This is a genomic window from Aliigemmobacter aestuarii, from assembly GCF_004799285.1.
GTDB classification, from domain to species: Bacteria; Pseudomonadota; Alphaproteobacteria; order Rhodobacterales; family Rhodobacteraceae; genus Aliigemmobacter; species Aliigemmobacter aestuarii.
In genome coordinates this window covers 38,843-58,961 of sequence record NZ_SSND01000002.1, presented here as the reverse complement: position 1 = coordinate 58,961, position 20,119 = coordinate 38,843, and the positions used below count along the sequence as shown (strand labels likewise).

The 20,119-nt window shown below is 67.2% G+C and carries 18 protein-coding genes; 7 read left to right on the top strand and 11 right to left on the bottom strand.

Features of this window, described 5'->3' with window-relative positions; translation table 11 throughout:
* Positions 1 to 14 precede the first annotated feature (14 nt).
* The 6 genes from E7811_RS09130 to puuE all read right to left on the bottom strand — a co-directional run bounded on the left by E7811_RS09130 (position 15) and on the right by puuE (position 6,719).
* Positions 15 to 1,340 carry an aspartate aminotransferase family protein gene (locus tag E7811_RS09130; protein WP_246020339.1) on the bottom strand — a complete coding sequence of 442 codons (1,326 nt, stop codon included), beginning with the start codon at positions 1,338 to 1,340 and terminating at the stop codon, positions 15 to 17.
* The gene (locus E7811_RS09125; RefSeq protein ID WP_136394339.1) at positions 1,337 to 2,383 is read right to left on the bottom strand and encodes a phosphotransferase; all 1,047 of its coding nucleotides are present in this window, start codon (positions 2,381 to 2,383) and stop codon (positions 1,337 to 1,339) included. The genes E7811_RS09130 and E7811_RS09125 overlap by 4 nt, the downstream gene beginning before the upstream one ends.
* Positions 2,384 to 2,450: 67 nt before the next feature.
* Positions 2,451 to 3,866, bottom strand: a complete 1,416-nt coding sequence (locus tag E7811_RS09120) for a uracil-xanthine permease family protein (RefSeq protein WP_136394338.1) — start codon at positions 3,864 to 3,866, stop codon at positions 2,451 to 2,453.
* Between the two features lie 107 nt (positions 3,867 to 3,973).
* Positions 3,974 to 4,468, bottom strand: coding sequence for an ureidoglycolate lyase (locus E7811_RS09115; protein WP_136394337.1), 495 nt, complete (start codon positions 4,466 to 4,468; stop codon positions 3,974 to 3,976).
* Complete coding sequence (locus E7811_RS09110; RefSeq protein ID WP_136394336.1) at positions 4,468 to 5,304, bottom strand: bifunctional allantoicase/(S)-ureidoglycine aminohydrolase; 837 nt, start codon at positions 5,302 to 5,304, stop codon at positions 4,468 to 4,470. The genes E7811_RS09115 and E7811_RS09110 overlap by 1 nt, the downstream gene beginning before the upstream one ends.
* A complete protein-coding gene (gene puuE, locus E7811_RS09105; protein ID WP_136394335.1) occupies positions 5,301 to 6,719 on the bottom strand; it encodes an allantoinase PuuE in 1,419 nt (472 codons plus the stop codon). Before puuE ends, E7811_RS09110 begins: the two co-directional genes overlap by 4 nt.
* Before the next feature lie 158 nt (positions 6,720 to 6,877).
* Here puuE and uraH point away from each other — a divergent pair, with 158 nt between their 5' ends.
* Complete coding sequence (gene uraH, locus E7811_RS09100; RefSeq protein ID WP_136394334.1) at positions 6,878 to 7,249, top strand: hydroxyisourate hydrolase; 372 nt, start codon at positions 6,878 to 6,880, stop codon at positions 7,247 to 7,249.
* 41 nt (positions 7,250 to 7,290) lie between these two features.
* Here uraH and E7811_RS09095 read toward each other — a convergent pair whose 3' ends face one another.
* The gene (locus E7811_RS09095; RefSeq protein WP_136394333.1) at positions 7,291 to 8,049 is read right to left on the bottom strand and encodes a hypothetical protein; all 759 of its coding nucleotides are present in this window, start codon (positions 8,047 to 8,049) and stop codon (positions 7,291 to 7,293) included.
* Positions 8,050 to 8,066: 17 nt separating this feature from the next.
* The gene (locus E7811_RS09090) at positions 8,067 to 9,005 is read right to left on the bottom strand and encodes a LysR family transcriptional regulator (protein ID WP_136394332.1); all 939 of its coding nucleotides are present in this window, start codon (positions 9,003 to 9,005) and stop codon (positions 8,067 to 8,069) included.
* Between the two features lie 126 nt (positions 9,006 to 9,131).
* Here E7811_RS09090 and E7811_RS09085 point away from each other — a divergent pair, with 126 nt between their 5' ends.
* Positions 9,132 to 10,370, top strand: a complete 1,239-nt coding sequence (locus E7811_RS09085; RefSeq protein WP_136394331.1) for a urate hydroxylase PuuD — start codon at positions 9,132 to 9,134, stop codon at positions 10,368 to 10,370.
* Between the two features lie 55 nt (positions 10,371 to 10,425).
* Here the strand turns inward: E7811_RS09085 and E7811_RS09080 are convergent, their stop codons facing one another.
* Positions 10,426 to 11,400: an aldose epimerase family protein gene (locus E7811_RS09080; RefSeq protein ID WP_136394330.1), complete on the bottom strand. Its 975-nt coding sequence runs from the start codon at positions 11,398 to 11,400 to the stop codon at positions 10,426 to 10,428.
* Positions 11,401 to 11,463: 63 nt separating this feature from the next.
* Positions 11,464 to 12,489: a zinc ABC transporter substrate-binding protein gene (locus E7811_RS09075; protein ID WP_136394329.1), complete on the bottom strand. Its 1,026-nt coding sequence runs from the start codon at positions 12,487 to 12,489 to the stop codon at positions 11,464 to 11,466.
* 69 nt (positions 12,490 to 12,558) lie between these two features.
* On the opposite strand from E7811_RS09075, the gene E7811_RS09070 reads away from it, so the two are divergent.
* The 4 genes from E7811_RS09070 (at position 12,559) to E7811_RS09055 (ending at position 17,403) form a co-directional block, all read left to right on the top strand.
* On the top strand, positions 12,559 to 13,080 hold the full coding sequence (locus tag E7811_RS09070; RefSeq protein ID WP_394345610.1) for a Fur family transcriptional regulator: 522 nt from the start codon (positions 12,559 to 12,561) through the stop codon (positions 13,078 to 13,080).
* The gene (locus tag E7811_RS09065; RefSeq protein WP_136394328.1) at positions 13,077 to 13,868 is read left to right on the top strand and encodes a metal ABC transporter ATP-binding protein; all 792 of its coding nucleotides are present in this window, start codon (positions 13,077 to 13,079) and stop codon (positions 13,866 to 13,868) included. Before E7811_RS09070 ends, E7811_RS09065 begins: the two co-directional genes overlap by 4 nt.
* Entirely contained in the window at positions 13,861 to 14,646 is a 786-nt protein-coding gene (locus E7811_RS09060; protein ID WP_136394714.1) for a metal ABC transporter permease, read from the top strand. The genes E7811_RS09065 and E7811_RS09060 overlap by 8 nt, the downstream gene beginning before the upstream one ends.
* Before the next feature lie 255 nt (positions 14,647 to 14,901).
* Complete coding sequence (locus tag E7811_RS09055; RefSeq protein ID WP_136394327.1) at positions 14,902 to 17,403, top strand: GcvT family protein; 2,502 nt, start codon at positions 14,902 to 14,904, stop codon at positions 17,401 to 17,403.
* A gap of 109 nt (positions 17,404 to 17,512) precedes the next feature.
* Here the strand turns inward: E7811_RS09055 and E7811_RS09050 are convergent, their stop codons facing one another.
* Entirely contained in the window at positions 17,513 to 18,406 is an 894-nt protein-coding gene (locus E7811_RS09050; RefSeq protein WP_136394326.1) for a LysR family transcriptional regulator, read from the bottom strand.
* Positions 18,407 to 18,527: 121 nt separating this feature from the next.
* Between E7811_RS09050 and E7811_RS09045 the strand changes: the two genes are divergently transcribed.
* Positions 18,528 to 20,090 (top strand): proton-conducting transporter transmembrane domain-containing protein, encoded by a 1,563-nt coding sequence (locus E7811_RS09045; RefSeq protein ID WP_136394325.1) that lies wholly within the window; start codon positions 18,528 to 18,530, stop codon positions 20,088 to 20,090.
* Positions 20,091 to 20,119 lie beyond the last annotated feature (29 nt).

Sequence of the window (20,119 nt, the reverse complement as noted above, 5' to 3'; positions counted from 1 at the left end):
ACCCAGAATGAAGGTCAGTTGGCCTTCAGCGCCTGATCCAGCCGGTCAAGGAAAAGATCGGCATTCGCCCGCGAGAACGGCAGGGGCGGGCGGATCTTGAGGCTTTCGCCCCTGGGGCCCGAGGCCGAGATCAGCACGCGGTTGCGGCGCAGCGCGTTGACGACGCGGACAGCGCGGGCACCGTCGGGCTTGCCGTCGGTCAGGATGTCGGCCCCGATGAACAGGCCCGCGGCGCGGATCGTGCCCAATGTCTCGTGGCGGCGGCATAGGTCGGCAAGGCCGTCGCGCAGATAGGCGCCGACGTCGCGGGCATTGGCGATCAGGCCCTCGTCCTCGATCACGTCCAGCACGGCGGCGGCGGTGGCGGCGGCCACGGCATTGCCGCCGAAGGTGTTGAAATAGCGCGCGCGGGCGCCGAATTCGGCGATCACGTCGGGGCGCATCGCAAGGCCCGCGACCGGATAGCCGTTGCCCATCGGCTTGCCCATGCTGATCATGTCGGGAACGAGCCCGTGGCGGGCAAAGCCCCACATGCCCGCGCCGGTGCGCCCGAAGCCCGGTTGCACCTCGTCGGCGATGAAGAGGCCGCCTGCAGCACGGATCGCATCGGCCGCCGGGGCGAGGAAGCCGGGCGGATCGGCAAAGACCCCGTCCGAGGAAAAGATCGTGTCGACCAGAAGCGCTGCGGGGCGGATGCCGTGGCGCTTCAGGTCGTCGATCGCGCGCTGCACCTCGGCGGCGAAGGCCGTGCCGACATCGGGGCCAAGCCGCGCCGGGTCGGGCGGCGGGATGGTGCGGACATGCGCGCCGAGCGGGACGCCCGTGCCAAGCGAGGGCGAGGCTTCTGCCACCGCCAGCGTGACACCGTGATAGGCGTTCTCGGTCACGATGATGCCGGTGCCTCCGGTCGCCTCGCGCGCGATGCGGAAGGCAAGGTCGTTCGCCTCGGACCCGGTACAGGTGAACATCATGTGCCCGATTCCGGCGGGCATGGTGGCCAGCAGGCGTTCGGCATAATCCACCACCGTATCGTGCAGATAGCGCGTGTGGCTGGCGAAGGTGGCGGCCTGCGCGGTCATCGCCTGCACGACATGGGGGTGGCAGTGGCCCACGCAGGCCACGTTGTTGTAGGTGTCGAGATAGGCCTCGCCCTGCCGGTCATAGAGCCAGACGCCTTCGCCCCGCACCAGGTGCACCGGGGTTTCGTAGAACAGCCGGTAGGCGGGGCCAAGCGCCGCCTGCCTGCGGGCGACGAGGGCTGCATCATCGGGCGGCAGGTCGCCCTTTCCGGGGACATAGGCATTGACCATGACGCCGGGTTTCGGTTGCGGATCGGTCATGGCTGTGACTCCAGTTCGGCGGCAAGGCGGGATCGGGCGAGGTCGCGCGGCAGGGCCGACAGGGCCTGAAGCCCGGCAGAGGATGCGGGCAGGTTGCGCAAGATATAGGCGGCATTGTCCGGATAGCGCGCCGCGCGCCAGCTGGCCAGCGTGATGGTCGTCACCATCCGGATCGCCGCAAGATCGAGAATCAGCGCCTGTTCGCCCGGTGTCATCGGCAGGATGCGGTGCCAGGCGCGGATCACCCCGGCCAGCGACAGGACGGGCGCGGCCGGGTCGCAGTGATAGCTTGCCGCGACCGCCAGGTCGCAGATGCGCGGGGTTTCCACCATGTCGCCGAAATCCAGCACGCCGGCCACCGACGCGGGGTCGTCCGGGTCCATCAGCACATTGTGCGGGTTCAGGTCGGCGTGGACGACCTGCCAGGGTAGGTCCGGCAGCCGCGGGGCGATCGCGCTGTCGAAGCGGTCGATCCAGTCCGTGGCCAGCGCGCGCAGGTCGGGGTCGGCGATCGCGGGAAGCATCGGCCGCAGGCCCGCGGCCTGCTTGATGTCCCATTGCAGGACATGGGCGGCGGCGGGATGGGCGAAACCTTCAAGCGCGCGGGTCAGCCGCGCGGCCATTCCGCCAAGGCTGGCGCGCAGGCCGTCCGAGGGCGTGGCCTGATGCATCGGCAGGCCCTCGACCCAGCTCAGCACCCGCAGCAGATGGCCGCCCGGCAAGGGCACGGCAGCGCACCCGTCCAGTGCGGGCACCACGCGGGGCACAGGCAGCGCGGGGTCGCGGCTGGCGATGTGGCGCAACGCACGGGTCTGGAAATCGGTCGCCTCGGCCGGTTCGGCCGCGTTCGTCACCTTGACGACAAAGCGGCCTTCCGGCCCGTCGAGGAACAGGTTCAGGTCGCGTTCCGAGGTCAGGCGGCGCGCCTGCCCGGTCAGGCCGAAATGGGCGCGCGCCAGCGCCAGAACCTCGTCCACCGGATGGGCGGGCGGCGGCGATGTCAGCAGGGGGCCTGCCAGATCGGGGGTGATCGGATGCGTCATGGGCGCAGATGGCCACGAAAAAGGCCCCCGCGCAAGGCGGGGGCCGTGGGTTGGCTTCAGGTCGCGGTCAGTCGTTCAGCTCTTCCGGCAGGACAAGGTTCAGCGTGATCGCGATCGCGGCGGCCGGAAGCAGGCCGGAGGTCAGCAGGATCTGCGCCGTGCGGCCCATGTGCTGCAGCGCTTCGGGCACCAGTTGCAGGCCAAGGCTGACCGACAGGGCAGTGGCGAAGATCACCATGTTCCGGCGGTTCCATTTCACCTCGGACAGCATGTTCACGCCCGCGGCGCAGACCATGCCGAACATCACCACCACACCGCCGCCCAGCACGTTGATAGGCACGGTGTTGATCGCGGCGCCCACCTTGGGGATCAGGCCGCAGACGATCAGGAAGATCGCGCCGATGGTCACCACATGGCGGCTCATCACGCCGGTCATGGCGATCAGGCCCACGTTCTGGCTGAACGAGGTGTTCGGCAGTCCGCCGAAGATCCCGGCCACAGCGGTTCCCGCACCGTCGGCAAAGGTCGCGCCCGAGATTTCCTTGTCGGTCGCTTCGCGTCCGGCACCGCCCTTGGTGATCCCCGAAACGTCGCCCACGGTCTCGATGGCCGAGACGACGGCCATGAAGCACATGCCGACGATGATGGCGATGTCGATGTGGAAGCCCCATTTGAACGGGTTCGGAAGGGCAAAGAAGCCCGCACGCCCGACCGAGGCAAAGCTGACCTGCCCCATCATCAGCGCGACCAGATAGCCCGCGATGATGCCGACCAGCACCGCCGCCACGGCCATGAACCCGCGCATGAAGAACTTGATCGCCAGCGTGACCACGATCACCACAAGCGCGGGCAGCCATTGCGAGAAGCTGCCGAACTTGATGGTGGACCAGTCAACGGGCGTGCCCGCGGCCTTTGCTTCGGCGATGGCGCGCATTCCCGCTTCCATCGCGGGGACGCCGCCGGCGGCATACTGGATGCCGACCTTGACCAGCGCCAGACCGATCATCAGCACGATCAGGCCGGTGACCAGCGGCGGCAGGGCGTAGCGGATCTTGCCGACGATGAAGCCCAGCATGAAGTGGAAGATGCCCCCGAGGAACACCCCGGTCATCAGCCCCGCAAGGCCACCGGTGCCAAGCCCCGCAACCGCAGGGATCATGATCGGCACGAAGGCAAACGAGGTGCCCTGGACGATCGGCAGGCGGGCGCCCACCGGGCCTGCGCCGATCGTCTGGAACAGCGTCGCGATGCCGGCAAACAGCATCGACATCTGGATCATGTAGGTCATGTCCGGGAAGCCGAGCGCCCCCTGATCCGAACCGAAACCGATTCCGGCCGCCCCGCAGACGATGATCGCCGGCGTCACGTTCGAAACGAACATCGCAAGCACATGCTGGATGCCCAAAGGCACGGCCTTGGCCATCGGTGGCATGTAATCGGGGTCGCGCAGCTGCGCCGGCGTCCCAAGTGAGGTATCAACCATTGTACACGTTTCCTTTCCCTGGGGGGTGTCTGATTATTCGCGCCGTCTCCGCGCCGCCCCCCTGGGTCGCGGTCCGGTTAGTCTGCCCGGTCTTCGACCGGGTTCGATTACGCCGCCACCACGCGCCAGGGCGCGTCATAGCGGAATTCCTCAAGGTTCGGCGTCGGGCCGATACGGTCGATCACCGCAAACAGACCCGGTTCCGACAGGGGCGTCAGCACCCCGTGCCATGTGCCACGGTGAAAGTTGATCGCTTGCGCGCCGTTGCTGAGAAAGGCGACAGGATTGCCCGGCCTTTGCCCCAGATCGGGCGCCACGATGATCAGGAAGGGCGCGGCGGTCATCGGCACGAAAGCCTGGCTGCCGTCGGGATGGCGTTCGACCAGCGTGAAATCATAGGGCAGGGCGCGCGCCTGCGCGTCGAAGACCGAAATCCCTGCCCGGCCGCCGGGGCCGAAATCCAGCCGCGCCAGATCGTGGTGGCGGTGGCACAGCCCTTCGTTGATCACGCGGAAATCGCCCGCCACCTCAAGCACGTCGCCGAAGGGGGCGAAGGCCGGGGCCGTCAGCGGGGCGGCGTTGATCTGGCGCGGCGCGGCCATCAGCCGGACCGGCTCCAGGGGCCGCGCAGCCGGGCGTGGCGGTTGACGTCCTTGTATAGCAGATAGCGGAACGGGCCGGGACCGGCCGCATAGCAGGCCTGCGGGCAATAGGCCCTGAGCCACATGAAATCGCCCGCCTCGACCTCGACCCAGTCCTGGTTCAGCTTGTAGACGGCCTTGCCTTCAAGCACGTAAAGCCCGTGTTCCATCACATGGGTTTCCTCGAACGGGATCAGCCCGCCCGGCTGGAAGGTGACGATGTTCACATGCATGTCGTGGCGCAGGTCGGTCGGGTCGGCGAAACGGGTGGTGGCCCAACGACCATCGGTGTCGGGCATCGCGATCGGCGCGATCTCCTGGTCAGAGGTCACGAAGGCCTCGGGCCTGTCGATCCCTTCGGCCGGTTCCCAGATCTTGCGCAACCAGTGGAAGCGGGCCGGGGCGGAATGGGCGTTGCGCACCATCCAGTCGCTGCCCGCCGGAATATAGGCATAGCCGCCGGGACCCAGGTCATGTTCCTGACCGTCGATCGACAGCCAGACCTCGCCCTCGGTCATGAAGATCACCGATTGCGCCTCGGGATCGTTTTCGGGGCGGTCCGAGCCGCCACCGGGGCCGACCTCCATCACATACTGGCTGAAGGTTTCCGAAAAGCCCGACATCGGGCGTGCGATCATCCACAGGCGGGTGTTGTCCCAACCCGGCAGATAGCTTGTCACGATGTCCGAAAAGCAGCCCTTCGGGATGAAGGCATAGGCCTCGGTGAAGACCGCCCGCTGCGTCATCAGGGCGGATTGCGGCGGAAGCCCGCCTTTCGGGGCATAGTAACCGGTCATGGCAGGATGTCCTTCAGCCGCAGTTCGGCGATCCGTTCGACCTGGCGGCAGGCGGTGGCGAACTCGGTTTCGGTGTCGTTGTTGATCCGCGCGAGAAACGCATCGAGGATCGTGGCCTTGGTGTTGTCGCGTACGGCGATGATGAAGGGAAAGCCGTGCTTGGCCACGTAATCGGCGTTCAGCCGCCCGAACGTCGCGCGTTCCTCGTCGGTCAGCGCGTCAAGCGCGGCCGAGGCCTGTTCGGCGGTGGATTCTGCGGTCAGCCGCTTTGCCTGCGCCAGCTTTCCGGCCAGATCAGGATGTGCGGTCAGCACGCCCATCCGTTCGGCGCGGCTGGCCGACCGGAAGATCCGCGCCAGCGCATTGTGCAGCCCCGTGGCGCTGTCATGCGCGGGGCCCAGTTCAAGATCGAAGGCGCGGTCGGCGATCCAGGGGCTGTGTTCGAAGATCCCGCCAAAGCGTTCGACAAACCGCGCGCGGTCCATCCGGCTGGGCCTTTCGAAGCGGCGCGGCGGGTGGGTTTCGGCCCAGTGCCGCGCGATGTCGATCCGGCGCGGGAACCAGACGCCCTGATGCCCGCGGGCATAGTCAAGAAACCGCTTCAACCCCGCGATCTTGCCCGGTCGTCCGATCAGGCGGCAGTGCAGGCCGACCGACATCATCTTGGCCTGGCCCTCGCAGCCTTCGGCATAGAGCGTGTCGAAGGCGTCCTTCAGATACTGAAAGAACTGTTCGCCCGTGATGTAACCCGGCGCCGTGGCAAAGCGCATGTCATTGGCTTCCAGCGTGTAGGGAATGACCAACTGATCGCGGTCGCCGACGTCCATCCAGTAGGGCAGGTCGTCGTCATAGGTGTCCGATATCCAGTCGAACTGCCCGGTCTCGGCGGTCAGGCGCACGGTGTTCATCGAACAGCGTCCGGTGTACCAGCCGCGCGGCGGCTCTCCCACCACCTCGGTGTGGAGCCGGATCGCCTCGGCGATCTGCGCGCGCTCCACCTCTTCGGGCATGTCGCGGTGTTCCACCCATTTCAGCCCGTGGCTCGCGATCTCCCATCCCGCGGATATCATCGCAGCCACCTGTTCGGGGTTGCGCGCCAGCGCCGTGGCCACCCCGTAGACCGTCACCGGGATGTCCATCCCCGTGAACAGCCGGTGCAGCCGCCAGAACCCGGCGCGCGCGCCGTAGTCGTAGATCGATTCCATGTTCCAGTGGCGCTGCCCGGCCCAGGGCGCAGCCCCGGCGATGTCGGACAGGAAGGCCTCGGACTGCGCGTCGCCGTGCAGAAGGCAGTTCTCGCCGCCCTCCTCGTAGTTCAGCACAAGGCTGATGGCGATCCGCGCACCGCCCGGCCATGCGGCATCGGGTGCGTCGGGCCCATGCCCGCGGAAGTCGCGCGGATAGCGTGCTGTCACCGGAGTGTTCCCTGTCCTGTCCCTCTTTCAACGATATGCGCAGAATGCCGGAACGTTTTTCAAATAATCCAAGAAAGACCTTTCTCGGGGCGGAGCAGTCGCCAGAGGCCGGAAAAACGGGCATAGTCGCCGCAGGGATGCATGAAAGGAAGGCGCGGATGGCGGGCGGACGGTTGTCGACTCATGTGCTGGACACGGCGCGGGGGAAGCCGGCGGAGGGCGTGGTGATCACGCTTTACCGGATCGACGGGACGGCGCGGACCGAAATCGCGCGCACCGTGACCAACCATGACGGGCGCACCGACCAGCCCATGCTGTCGGGCGACGGGATGGCGGCGGGCGTCTATGAACTGGTCTTTGCCGCGGGTGATTACCTGCGCGCGAGCGGGCAGGCCGACGTTCAGGCTGGCGCGGGCCCCCTGTTTCTGGACGAGATTCCGATCCGCTTCGGGATTCCCGATCCGGCGCAGCACTACCATGTGCCCTTGCTGATCTCGCCCTTCGCCTACTCCACCTATCGCGGGTCGTAAGGCCGTGGCCGGGGGCGCCGCCCCCGGACCCCCGGGGTATTTCAGTCAGGTTGAAGCAGGGCGGGAGTCCTGCGGCGCAAGACGCCGCCCGCGCCGGACGTGATGCGCAGGAGGCGGCGGCGGTCGTCCTGGAGCGCCGCCTCGATCAGGCCGGCAAGGACGCCCCGCGCCTTCAGATGCGCGGCAAGGTCGGAATGCGGGATGCCCGGAAAAAGGATATGATCCACGCCCGGTCGTTCGGGGAAGGCGCGCGCCTGACGGGCATCATCGGCGAGGCCGTGCATCAGGACGATCCAAGGGCCTTCCGGCAGGGGCGCCACGGGAAAGCGCCAGTCCGTGATCCGTGCGGTCCAGTCGCGCCACCTTGTCTCATCAGGCATCAGGGCGGGATTGACGCTGTATTGCGGGCCGATGGCGAGGATGGCGGCCAGCGGCAGGACCGTTCCGGCGGCCAGCGCCGAGAAGCCGCCCATCGACACGCCGAGGGCCAGAAGCCGGGTGCCGGGTCCCCGGCCCGTCCGGTCGCGGGCTGTTGCCAGCGCCTCGGGCCAGTCGGGGGCATTGGCCCAGCTGCGGCTGGCGTCGCTGATGAAGAGGGCCGCGCGCCCGCCCGCCGTGGCGCTGCGCAGGAATTCGGGCGCGGGCGGGCGGGCCGGATCGTGCCCGACCGACGCGAAGGACAGGACCATCCCGTCGCCGGTGCCCGGCCTGTGGTCGATGGCAAGCGGCGGGCGATCCCAGAGGCGGATCAGGGCAGAAGGGACTGGTGGAGAGACGGCCGGGGACATCGGCGGGGACATCGGCGGGGCATCCGCCGTCAGGCCGCGCCCGGAAGCGACAGGCCCTCGGTCGCACGGCGCATCGTCTCGCGGATGTGCTGGGCCATGAAATCCGAGAACAGCCGCACCTTGGGGTCCTTCAGGCGGCGGTGCTGGCTGACCAGTGACAATTGCACGGGAAGGGGCGGCGTGGCGGTGGCCACCGGCACGAGATGCCCGGCGCGCAGGTGATCGGCCACGTCGAACCAGGGTTTCATGATGATGCCGCGCCCGTCCAGCGCCCATCCCGTCAGCACGTCACCGTCGTCGGATTCGAAGGGGCCGGTGATCTCGAACCGCCGCGGCCCGTCAGCGGTCTGCAGCGTCCACTGGAATTCCTTGGCGCCGGGAAACCGCAGGTTCAGGCAGTCATGACGGTCCGACACCAGCGCCGCGCCATCGAGCGGCATGCCTCGCCGTTCGATATAGTCGGGGGCAGCGCAGAGCACGCGCGGGCAATCGGCAATCAGCCGCACCTTGAGCGTGGAATCCTCCAGCCGGCCCAGATGAAAGGCCATGTCCAGCCCTTCGGCGGTCACGTCGATGATGCGGTCGGACAGGCGCAGGCGCACCTCGATCTGGGGGTAGAGGTCCTTGAAGGCAGGGACCTGCGGGGCGATGAAGCGTCGCCCGATCCCCAGGGGGGCCGCGACATAGATCGTGCCGCGCGGGTTCTTGGTGACATCGACGACGGCGGCCTCGGCCTCGTCGATCGCTTCGAGCACGCGCTTGGCGCCTTCATAGAAGATGCGGCCATTCTCGGTGGCCTGAAGGCTGCGTGTGGTGCGATTGAACAGGCGGATGCCCAGATGCTTTTCCAGTTCCGAGATTCGCGCCGAGGCGACGGCAGGCGACGTGCGCTGGTCGCGGGCGGCCGCACTCATGCTGCCCAATTCGTAGACACGGACGAACATCTTGATGTTGTTCACATAGGACATCGGCAGTCGCGCCCCGGCAATTCTTCGGCCATGTTTGAAAGTCCTTGGTCATTTGAAGAATTAACAGAAAGGTGGGGCTGGGTATAGCCTTTGCGGCGAACAGGGGCGATCAGCGGGGGCTTTGGCATGTACGATCTTGCCGTGATGTGGGAATGGCTGGAATTCGCGGTGCGATGGACGCATGTGATCACCGCGATCGCCTGGATCGGGTCGTCCTTCTATTTCATCGCGCTGGACCTTGGCCTGCACCGGGACCGCAACCTGGCGACCGGTGCCGATGGCGAGGAATGGCAGGTGCATGGCGGCGGCTTCTACCATATCCAGAAATATCTGGTGGCGCCCGCGAACATGCCCGACGGTCTGGTCTGGTTCAAATGGGAAAGCTATTCCACCTGGCTTACCGGCTTTGCGATGCTGGTGCTTGTCTATTACCTCGGGGGTGAGCTTTACCTGATCGACGCCAATGTGCTGGACATTCCCGTCTGGCAGGGTGCGCTGATCTCGATGGCGTCGCTGGCCTTCGGCTGGTTCGCCTACAACACGCTTTGCAAGGTCTTCGTCGATGCCAACCAGACCGTGCTGATGGTGGCGCTGTTCGTGGTTCTGGTCGGCATGAGCATCTTTTACACCCAGGTGTTCAGCGGCCGCGCTGCGCTCTTGCACCTGGGGGCCTTCACTGCGACGATCATGTCGGCCAACGTGTTCTTCGTCATCATGCCGAACCAGCGGATCGTGGTGGCCGACCTGCAGGCGGGCCGCAAGCCGGATGCGAAATACGGCAAGATCGCCAAGCAGCGCAGCACGCATAACAACTATCTGACGCTGCCCGTCATCTTCCTGATGCTGTCCAACCATTACCCGCTGGCCTTCGCCACGCCCTACAACTGGGCGATTGCGAGCCTTGTCTTCCTGATGGGGGTGACGATCCGGCACTGGTTCAACACCCAGCACGCCCGCAAGGGGGCGCCGCACTGGACCTGGGCCGCCACCGTCATGCTGATGATCGTGATCGCCTGGCTGTCGTCGATCCGGCACGAGGAACCGGCCGAGCAGCAGGCGGGCCTGAAGGGTGCGGCGCTGGTCTATGCCTCGGCGCCAGGTTTCGAGGACGTGACCGACATCGTGCTGGGCCGCTGTTCGATGTGCCACGCGGCCGAACCTTCCTGGGAGGGCATGCACTGGCCGCCCAAGGGCGTCGTGCTGGAAACGCCCGAACAGGTCGCCGCCGAGGCGCGGCGGATCTATGTGCAGTCGGGGATCGCCCATGCGATGCCGCCGGCGAACCTGTCCTACATGGAGCCCGAGGAACGGCTGAAGATCGTGGAATGGTATCGCGGTGCGAAGGGGGCGGGCGTCGAGGGCTGAACGACGAGGCCCGAGATACGGGCGCGGTCCTTTCCCCGGCTGCGCCCGTTTCCTGTCAGGGCGTCGAAAAACGCCATTCCGTGATCTGCCGCCAGGGCTGGCCGGGGGCAAGGTCGATCAAGGGAAATCCCGGATGATGCGGGGCATCGGGCCAGAACTGCGGCTCCAGCGCCAGCGCTTCGTAGGGGGCCGCGCCGGGGCGCGGGTGCCGCCCGTCATAGACCTGCAGCCCCGGTTCGGTGGTGGCGATCTCCATCGCAATCCCCTTGGCCCCCGTCAGCGTGGCCATCGCGCGCAGCGGCATCCGCCGTTCCGAGAGGCAGAAATTGTGATCGAGCGCGGGCGCGCCGGGCCGGGCGAATCGCGGCGTGCGGAAATCCAGCCCCATCGCCCCCACCGGGCAGACCTCGCCCGTGGGGATGCCCCGGTCGTCCACGGGCAGCACGGCATCCGCCGCGATGCGCAGGGAATGGCCCGCCCATGAGGCAGTGCCGTCAAGGTTCCAGTAGCTGTGATTGGCGAGGTTCAGGATGGTCGGTGCGTCCGTCGTCGCCGTCAGGTCAAGCCGCAACGTGGCAGGCGGCAGAATGCACCATCTTGCGGTGATCTGGCGGTGGCCGGGAAAGCCGCCCTCGCCCTCGGGCAGCGTGACGGCCAGTGTCAGGCTGTCGGCGGCCGCCTCGACAATGGTCCAGATCTTGCGGTCGATGCCCGCCGCGCCGGAATGAAGCGTTGTGATCCCGGCCTCGTTGGCGGGAAACCTGCAGTCGCGGCCCGCAATCCGGGCGCTGGCGCCCGCGATGCGGTTGGCGACCGGCCCGACCAGAGCGCCGTGCCAGCCGGTCGATTTCTGGTAGGCTTCGACCGTATCGAAGCCCGTCGTCAGGTTGTGCCCGTGCCCGTCAATCCGCACCGCCTGAAGGATGGAGCCCAGGGTCAGGAGGCGCACCTCAAGCCCGCCTGCGGCAAGCCGGATCGCCTGTACCGCCTCGCCCTGCAAGGTCGTGCCGAATGCCGTGATCGAAGCCATCGCCGCCCCCCCCCCCTGCCGTTCCGGCGGACCTTGGGGCGGCGGCGGGATCAGGTCAAGCCGTCAGGGCGCCAGGCAATCGGTCAGCGTTCCGGCGAGGGCGCGCAGAAGGGTTTCATAGGCGTCCGGGCCGGGGTCGATCATCGAGCCTTCTGGGTCCAGCGCGCTGCCAAGGCGCACATCCGTGCCCTCGATCAGCAGGGCGGTGGATTTCGGATCGTGGCCGGCTTCGGGGAAGACGCAGACCACGCCCTCAAGCCCGCTCCGCAGATCGGCCAGGTGGGCCGCGCCCGGCTCTGTCGCATCGCCAAGCCGGACGGAACCTTTCACCGACAGCCCGTAATGCCCGGCGAAGTAGCCGTAGGCGTCATGTTCCACCATGAACGGACGATCGCGCACCGGACCCAGAATGGCCGACAACTCGCCGTCCAGCGCCGTGATTCGCGCCCGCGCGGCTTCGGCATTGGCCTGATAGGCTGCGGCGTTGTCGGGGTCGATCCGGCCCAGTTCGGCGGCGATCACGTCCAGCCAGACACGCCCGTTCGCGGGATCAAGCCAGGCGTGCGGGTCAAGCCCGGAATGGGCGTGGTCCTCGTGGCCCCCGTCCTCGTGGCCCTCGTCCTCGTGGCCCCCGTCCTCATGGCCCTCGTCGAAATGGCCCCCGTCGGAATGGCCGGCAGCTTCCGTCTCGGCCTCATGGTCGTGGTCGTGGTCATGATCGTGGCCGCCGTCCTCCGCCTTGGCGTCATGGTCGGCAAAGTCCTGCCGGTAGGTGCCGGGTGCGTCCAGAAGGGTCAGACGCTCTGCGCCTTCGCCCAGACCCTGCAGCGCACGGTCCAGCCAGGGCGTCAACTGCGGCCCGATCCACACCACCAGATCGGCTTCGGCCAGTTCGGCGGCCTGGCTCGGGCGCATCTGGAAGGAATGGGCGTTGGCGCCCTTTTCCAGCAGGACGGCAGGCTCGCCCAAATCCCCCATGACCTGCGCCACCAGCGACTGGACAGGGGGAATATCCGTCACGACACGCGGCGCATCGGCCATCGCGGGAAGGGCGGTACTGGCAAGAAAAAGTGATATGATATAACGCATGGTCTGGGCCTTCCGTCAGGATCGTGCCGTCATATGTATGTTATATCATAACAGGTCAAGGGGATTCCCGTGTCGAACCATGCCCATGATCACGACTGCCCCGGCTGTTCGTCCCCCGATCTGGCCTTTTCGCGCCATGATCATGCCCATTGCGCGCAGGATGTGCTGGCGCGGGCCGATGCGATCGCCGAGGAAAACGGCGTGCGGCTGACCCCGGTGCGCCGCCGCGCGCTGGAGATCCTGCTGGAATCGCATCGGGCGATGGGCGCCTATGACGTGCTGCAACGCCTGGCCGCTGACGGATTCGGCAATCAGCCGCCGGTCGCCTACAGGGCGCTGGAATTTCTTGTGGAACAAGGCCTTGCACACCGCATCCGGCGACTGAACGCCTTTGCGGCCTGCATGCATCCGGGCGAGGATCACGCCCCCGTCTTCCTGATCTGCCGCGGCTGCAACGCCGTGGCCGAGGCGCAGGCCGCCCCGGTGCGCGCAGCCCTTGACGCGGCCGCCGCCGCCATCGGGTTTTCCGTCGAACGCGCGAATGTCGAGGCCCTGGGCCTTTGCCCCGCCTGCAAGGAGGCCGCGGCATGAGCCTGATCGCGGCTGAAAACATCTGCGTCCGGCTGGGCGGGGCCGAGGTGCTGCACGATGTGTCGATCCATCTGGACGCGGGCGAGATCGTCACCATCCTCGGGCCAAACGGATCGGGCAAGTCCACCCTCTTGCGCGCGCTTCTGGGAATGGTCCCGGTGGCGCATGGGCGGGTGACGCGGGCCGAAGGCCTGCGGCTTGGTTATGTGCCGCAGAAACTGCATGTCGACCGGACGATGCCCCTGACGGCGCGGCGGTTCCTGTCGCTCCCTGACCGGCACGGGCGGGCCGAAACCGATGCCGCGCTGGCCCGCGTCGGCGTTCCCGAGGTGGCCGACAGGCCGATGGCAGGCCTTTCGGGTGGCCAGTTCCAGCGGGTGCTTCTGGCCCGTGCGCTGTTGCAGCGGCCGCAGGTCCTGATCCTTGACGAGCCGACGCAGGGCCTTGACCAGCCGGGCGAAGCGGCCTTCTACCGCCTGATCGAGGAGGTGCGCCGCGACACCGGCGCGGGGGTGCTGATGGTCAGCCACGACCTGCATGTGGTGATGTCGGCAAGCGACCGGGTGATCTGCCTGAACGGCCATGTCTGCTGCGAGGGCACGCCGCGCGTCGTGTCCAACGCGCCCGAATACCGGGCGCTGTTCGGTCTGGGCACGCAGGGCGCGCTGGCCCTTTACCAGCATGTGCATGACCACGATCACGACCATGACCACGGGCATGGCCACGATCACGCCCATCCCCATCATCACCCCGAACCTTCCCACCGGCACGAGCATGACCATGCTTGACGATTTCCTGGTCCGTGCGGGGCTGGCCGGGATCGGGCTGGCGGTGGCGGCGGGGCCACTGGGGTCTTTTGTCGTCTGGCGGCGGATGGCCTATTTCGGCGATGCGACTGCCCATGCGGCGATTCTGGGTGTGGCGCTGGCGCTGGCCAGCGACCTGCCGGTCGGCCTTGGCACGATGGCGGTGGCGCTGGTGATGGCGGTGACGGTCGCCACGCTGGCCGCGCGGGGCTGGGCGCTGGACACCACGCTTGGGGTTCTGGCCCATTCCGCGCTGGCCTTCGGGCTTGTCGCGGTCAGCTTCGTGCCCGACGCGCGGGTGGACCTGACGGCCTATCTGTTCGGCGACATCCTTGCGGTCAGCCGGGCGGACCTTCTGTTCATCTGGGCCGGGGCCGCCGTGGTGCTGGGGCTGCTTGTCTGGCGTTGGTCGGCGCTGCTGACGGCAACCCTGTCCGAGGATCTGGCGGCGGCTTCGGGGCTGAACCCGGATCGCGAACGGCTGATCCTGACGCTGGCGCTGGCGGTGGCGGTCGCGGTCGCGCTGAAGATCGTGGGCGCCCTGCTGATCGCGGCGATGCTGATCATTCCGGCGGCAACCGCGCGCTCGCTGGCCCGCAGCCCCGAAGGAATGGCGGTGATCGCCTCGGTCATCGGCGCGGCGTCTGTGGCACTGGGGCTTCTGGCGTCGCTCAGGCTCGATACGCCGGCGGGCCCTTCGATCGTGGCGGCGGCGGCGCTGGCCTTTGCCGCCTCGGCCTCGCTGGGGCGCGGGCGCTAGGCGGGCAAGGGCCGTGGGGCCGGGCCTTGCCCCGTTGCCCACCCCGCCGTATGCCCCGCCGGATCCCCCGTCTTCCGCCCCGTCTTCCGCCCCGTCCTCTGGCCCGTCCTCTGGCCCGTCCTATGGCCCGGCGCCGCGACCATGTCGCGCATGGGGAAGGAATGTCGTTTTCTGCTGCAACAGGTCGGGCTGACTTGCCCGTTCGCCGTGGCCTCTGGCATTGATGGGCAAAATTTCCCCTGAGGAGTCGCCCGCATGAAAACGCATGTCAAAGCCCTTGTCGTCGGCGGTGGTGCCGTCGGCACCGGGATCGCCTATCACCTGGCCAAGGCAGGCTGGGACACGATGCTTGTCGAACGGGACGAACTGACATCGGGGTCGACCTGGCACGCGGCGGGCCTTCTGCCCTTGTTCAACATGTCCTACGCCACGACCCACATCCACAAGTATTCGGTCGATTTCTACAAGGGGCTCGAGGCCGAAACCGGCCTGAACGCGGGCTTTTCGGTCTGTGGCAACCTGCGCATGGCGCAGACCCAGGACCGGATGGATGAATACATGCTTTATTCCTCGGTCGCGGAAACCGCCGGGGTCTATCACGAATTCCTGACCCCCGCGCAGATCAAGGACCGCTGGCCGCTGGTGCGCACCGAGGATCTGAAGGGCGCGCTTTTCCACCCGCAGGACGGCTATATCAACCCCGCCGACGTGACGCAGGCGATGGCCAAGGGCGCACGCCAGCACGGCGCCCATATCGAACGCAAGATCCAGGTCGACGGCTATCGCTGGACCGGGTCGGAATGGATCGTCTCGGTCACGCGGATGGTGGAACAGGGCGGCAACCTTGTCGCGGGCGAGGAAAAGTTCGAGATTCACGCCGAACATGTCGTGACCGCCACGGGCAATCACGCACAGCGCACCGCGCGGCTTCTTGGCGTCAAGATCCCCGCGATCCCGGTGGAGCATCAGTATATCGTTACCGAACCCGACCCCGCGCTGGTCGCATGGCGCAAGGCCGGGAACCCCGAACACCCGGTTCTGCGCGACGCCGATGCGAAATGGTATGTCCGCGAGGAACGCGGCGGCTGGATCCTTGGCCCCTATGAACGCAACGCGCCGGCCCGGTTCCTTTATGACGTGCCGGAATCCTTCCGGGCCGACCTGTTCCCGCTGGATCTGGAACGGATCGAGGCGGAATACATGTCGATGATCCACCGCATCCCGACCTCGGAAACGGTGGGCCTGAAGGACGATTTCAACGGCCCGATCTGCTATACCCCCGATGGCAACCCGCTGGTCGGTCCGGTTCCCGGCCTGCGCAACATGTGGATCGCCGAGGGCTTCAGCTTTGGCATCACCGCGGCGGGCGGCACAGGCTATTACCTTGCGCAGATGATGACCGCCGGAGAGGCCGAAATCGACATGGCCAGCCTCGACCCCAAGCGTTACGGCAACTGGATGACCACCGAATATGCTGCGCGCAAGAACGAGGAATGCTACGAACACGTCTTCATCCTGCACCACCCGGACGAGGAGCGCGAAGCCTGCCGCCCGCTGCGTACCGCGCCCGCCTATGACCGGCAGATCGCGCTTGGCGCGCAGATGGGGCAGGTGAACGGCTGGGAACGGCCCAATTACTATGGCCCCGTGGATGCCCCCGCCGATTTCGACCACAACAGCCGGTCGTTCCGTCGCGGCGCCTGGTGGCCCTATGCCGTGGAAGAGGCAAAGGCGATCCGGTCGACCTGCGGGATCATCGACGCCTCGGCCTTCACCAAGCATCTGGTGCGCGGCGCGGGCGCGACGGCGTTTCTTGACTGGTTCACCTGCAACAAGCTGCCGAATGTGGGCCGGATCAACCTGACATATGCGCTGACCGATGCCGGCACCACGCGGACAGAATATACCATCGTGCGTCTGAAGCAGGACGAATACTATCTGATCTCGGCCGGGGCCTGGACGGCCTATGACGCCGATTTCCTGATCAAGTCGGCCGAAGACTTCATGGCGCAGGGTGGTGGCCATATCGACATTCACGACATCACCACGCAATGGGGTGTCTTCGCGCTGGCGGGTCCGAATGCGCGGGCCATCCTGAAGGAGATCGTCAAGGACCGCGACCCCGACACCGTCCTGTCGAACAAGCGCTTCCCCTGGCTCAGCTATCGCGACATCGAACTGGGCATGTGCCCGGTGCGCGCGGTGCGTGTGGCCTATACGGGCGAACTGGGCTGGGAACTGCACTATCCCGTCGAATTCGGCCGCTACCTTTGGGATCTGTTGATGAAGGCGGGCGAAAAGCACGGGCTGAAGCCGGTGGGTGCACGCGCGCAGAACTGGCTGCGGCAGGAAAAATCCTATCGCGCCTTCGGCAACGAACTGGGCCGCGATGCCACCCCGCTGGAGGCGGCGCTGGATCGCTTCGTCGACCTGTCGAAAGAGTTCCGCGGCAAGCAGGCCATGCTGGATACCGGCATCCGGTCGAAATGCGTGACCCTTCTGATCGACGGGCCGGACGATACCGATCCCTGGGGCAAGGAGGCGATCCTGCTGGATGGCGCCAAGGTCGGTCGTCTGACCTCGGGCGGGTATTCGGTGGCCTTCGGCAAGCAGATCGGCATGGGCTATGTCCGCCCCGACCTGGCCGAGGTGGGCACGAAGCTCAAGGTCAAGATCCAGCTGAAGGAATGGGATGCCGTCGTGGTCGAGGACAGCCCGTTTGACCCGAAGAACGAACGCATCCGCATCGACGGCTGATCCTGATCGCAGATGATGCCGGAACGGGGCCCGACCGGCCCCCGTTCTGCATTTCCGGGCCGGTTTCTGTTGCGGGTCGGTTTCTGAGGCGGGCTGCCGGGTGGCGCCTTCATACCTGATGTGGCGCCGCGGGCATGGCCAGAAGCCCCGACAACAGCCGGTTGGGAAAGCGGCGTTCCCGCGTGACGGCCAGGAAGACCTCGGAAATGCCGGGCAGGCGCGCCGCCTCGGTCAGCGCGCCGCTGGCCAGTTCGTCGCGCACCACGATCGGCGGGATGACCGCAAGCCCCGCGCCCTCGCGCGCCAGAAGGCGCAGCATCGCCATGTCATCTGCTTCGGCCGCGATCGCGGGGACAATGCCCATGCGCGCCGCCATCGCATCGAAGGCCGACCGCAGCGCCGTGCCCACCGTGGGCAGGACCAGCGGTTCCCTTGCCAGAACGGCCTCTGGCGCGCGTGCCGCCTTGCCCGCACGGGCAGGTGTGCCGATCAGGCTGACCGGCTGTTCATCCAGCCGATGCACAAGCCAGGGGCTTGTCGCATCCCGTGTGGGCGCAAGGTTCGTCAGCACCACGTCCAGCGCCAGCGCATCCAGCGCCCTCAGCAACTCTTCCTGCGAGCCCGACCGCAGCACGACCTCGACATCGGGGCGCCCGATCAGCGGGCGGACGAACTGCATCTGGAAGTTGCGTGACAGCGTCGCCAGCGCACCCACCCGCAGCATCCGCCGCGCCCCGCCGGTTTCGCGCAGCGTGGCGGTCAGGTCTTCGGCGGTGCGGAAGATCGCCTCGGCATGGTCCAGCGCGATCCGCCCGGCCTCGGTCAGCACAAGCCCCCGCCCGCGCCGTTCGAACAGGTCATGGCCAAGCGTCGCCTCAAGCGCCCGGATCTGCGTGGACAGCGCCGATTGCGACAGGTTCAGCGCCCGCGCCGCGCCGGTCAGGGTGCCATCGGTGGCCACGGCGCGGAACAGCCGCAGATGGTGCAGGTTCAGTTGCGGCATTGTTCTATCAGACAGAATGATTTGGTATAAAATATGTAATTTTATAAAACTTTTGCAAGCGCTAGGTGCTGACTTGCGCGGATTTCGCCGCACAACCTTCGCCCAACCGGAGATCCGACAGATGGATGCCTTGCTTCCCCCTGGTTTCCTTGCCCCGCTTGCCCCCATTGCCGTGGCGCTTCTGGCGCTGATCCGTCCGGGGCGCCGCCCCGGCCTGTTGCCACGCCTGGCCGAGGCCGCGGCCCTTCTGGCGCTTTTCATGGCGGTGGCCGGACTGGTCCGGCTGGTGATGCAGGGGCCGGTGACGCTTGCGCTTGGCGACGGGATCGCGCGGCTTGCGCTGCGGCTGGATGCGCTCAGCGCCACGATGGCGCTGCTGGTGGCCTTCGTCGGCTGGGTGGTCATGCGCTATTCGCGCAGCTATCTGGACGGCGAGGCGCGCGAGGGCGCATTTCACGGCCTGATGCTGGGTACGCTTGCCGCCGTGCTGGTGCTGGTGCAGTCGGGCAGCCTTGCGGTTCTGATCGCGGGCTTTGTCGCGGTCGGAGCGGGGCTGCGCCGGCTCTTGCTGTTCTATGCCGACCGGGCCGAGGCGCAGCGGGCCGCCGCGAAATTCGCGCTGGTCTGGGGTGCGGGCGATGTCCTTCTGGTCCTTGCCGCGGGGCTGTTGTGGCTGGCCTTCAGCACGACCGACGTGGCCCGCATCACCGAACTGGCCGGTGGCGGGCTGCCCTTGCCCGCGCAGATCGCGGTGGCGCTTCTGGTCCTGGTCGCGATGCTCAAGACAGCCGCCTTTCCTCTGCACGGATGGCTGACCGAGGTGATGGAGGCACCGACCCCGGTTTCGGCGCTGCTGCATGCGGGCATCATCAACGCAGGCGGCTTCCTGATGATCCGCCTCGCGGGCCTCATGCAGGAAAGCGCGGGCGCGATGGCGGCGCTGGTGATGCTTGGCGGGTTCACCGCGCTGTTCGGGGCGGTCGTGATGCTGACGCAAAGCGCGGTCAAGACGGCGCTGGCCTGGTCGACGGTGGCGCAGATGGGGTTCATGCTGCTGCAATGCGGGCTTGGCCTCTGGGCGCTGGCGCTTCTGCACATCATCGCCCATTCCATGTACAAGGCGCATGCCTTCCTGGGATCGGGCGGGGCGGTGCAGGCGGTGGCCGCGATCCGCAGGCCCGGACCGGTCGCCGTGCCCGGCCTTGGCGCGGTGGCACGGGCCTTCGTTCTGGCTTTGGCCCTTTATCTGGTGGTCGCTGCGGGCTTTGGCCTGATCGCAGGGCCGAAATCGGCGCAGGCGGTGGCGCTTGGGGCCATCCTGATCTTCGGCGTGGCCTATCTGGTGGCGCAGGGCCTGGCCGATGCCGCGCCGCGCGACCTGACGCGGCGGACGATGACGGCTTCGGCCTTCGCGGCGCTGGCCTACTTCGGCTTCCACGTCGTGGCGGCGCTGCTCTGGGGTCCGCACCTGCCCGAACCGCCTGCCCCCGGTGCGCTGGAATGGGCGCTGATCGTCGTGGCGCTGCTGTCCTTCGCGCTGGTCGCGGTGGCGCAGGCGCTGTTCCCGCTCTGGGCACATCATCCGGCGGCGGCGGGCCTGCGTGTGCATCTTGCCAACGGTCTTTACCTCAATGCCGTGCTGGATCGCCTGATCGGCGGGTTCCGGACAACGGCGCGTTCCTGACCAGCCCCATCGCTTCCCGACCTCACCCT